The 1170-nt window shown below is 59.6% G+C and carries 1 protein-coding gene and 1 pseudogene; both read left to right on the plus strand.

Translation table 11 applies throughout. The annotated features are described in order from the left end of the window. A partial coding sequence (locus V8324_RS21940) for a hypothetical protein (protein WP_336422005.1) occupies window positions 1-226 on the plus strand: 226 nt, incomplete at its 5' end. Window positions 227-472: 246 nt separating this feature from the next. Next, a pseudogene (locus tag V8324_RS21945) lies at window positions 473-1170 on the plus strand (hypothetical protein); the annotation flags it as partial.

A 1170-nucleotide genomic window follows, 5' to 3' on the forward strand; every position in this document is an offset into this window, starting at 1 on the left:
CGACCTCGAAAATCGCGAAGCAAAACCCGCTTCAGCGCAACGCCGCCACCCAGAGCCACTATCGCGGAGCGATTTAGTGCCAGCGCAGGAAGCGCTTCTTGCAAAGCTTTGGCAAATTCCCGATAGCGGCCATTCGTCCAGAGCGCGGCGAACGCCGGTTGAGAGTCTCATTCCAGGAGTGCGTCGCTCCAAAACTTCGCAGGTGCAGCAAGAATTCAATCAATGACAAGCAGCTGCATCGCACGAGAAAAGCGACCGTTCGTTGTGGCCAAAGTGAAATCTTGAGATCCGACGTTCAGCTCTCGGATGAGACGAAGGCTTGCGCCAATGCGACAACTTACAACCCAAACGCCGCTATTGGAGGCTGAGCGCTTTTTAGCTGTTCCATCCCGGATGATCATGTTTCCCCTCGGCGATCTGCCCTGTTCATGGCAAGATCGGTTCTGAGGGATGTTCGGGACGGAGTGCGACCATGCTGATCCATCTTCATAGTCAAGCGACGACGACGCCCAAGGTTCGGTCAGCCATCCAGGCGAGTGACGAACCTGCGTCCATTCTGGCAGAGCGATACGGGACGACGGAACAGACCGTCTACAAATGGCGGCGCCGCGACAGCGTCGAGGATCGCAGTCACACGCCGCACCGGCTTCAGACGACATTGACGCCCGCCCAGGAGGCCGTGGCGGTGGCCTTGCGCACGACGCTGCTTGTCTCGCTCGATGACCTGCTGGCTGTGGTGCGCGAGTTCCTGAACCCGAATGCCTCGCGCTCTGGCCTGGACCGCTGCTTGCGTCGGCATGGCGTGGGAAATCTGCGCGACCTGAAGGCCAAAGCACCAAAGCCGAAGCACAGCGCCTTCAAAGCTTATGAGCCCGGCTACATCCACATCGACGTGAAATACCTGCCGCAAATGGCCGATGAGAGTTCCCGCCGCTATCTCTTCGTGGCCATCGATCGCGCGACACGCTGGGTCTTCATCCGCGTCTTCAAGACCAAGGCGGCGGCCAACGCCCGGCGCTTCCTACGTGACCTGGAACGCGCTTGTCCGCTGCGCATCCGCACGGTTTTGACCGATAACGTCCTATGTCGGGAAATTCTGGCTGCTTGGGTCAGCAGGTCGTGGGACATCCGGTCTCCCGGATGCCCTGTAATCGTTGCCCAGACGGGCTC

Origin of the sequence: Roseovarius sp. D22-M7, assembly GCF_037083785.1 — a bacterium.
Taxonomy (GTDB): Bacteria; Pseudomonadota; Alphaproteobacteria; order Rhodobacterales; family Rhodobacteraceae; genus Roseovarius.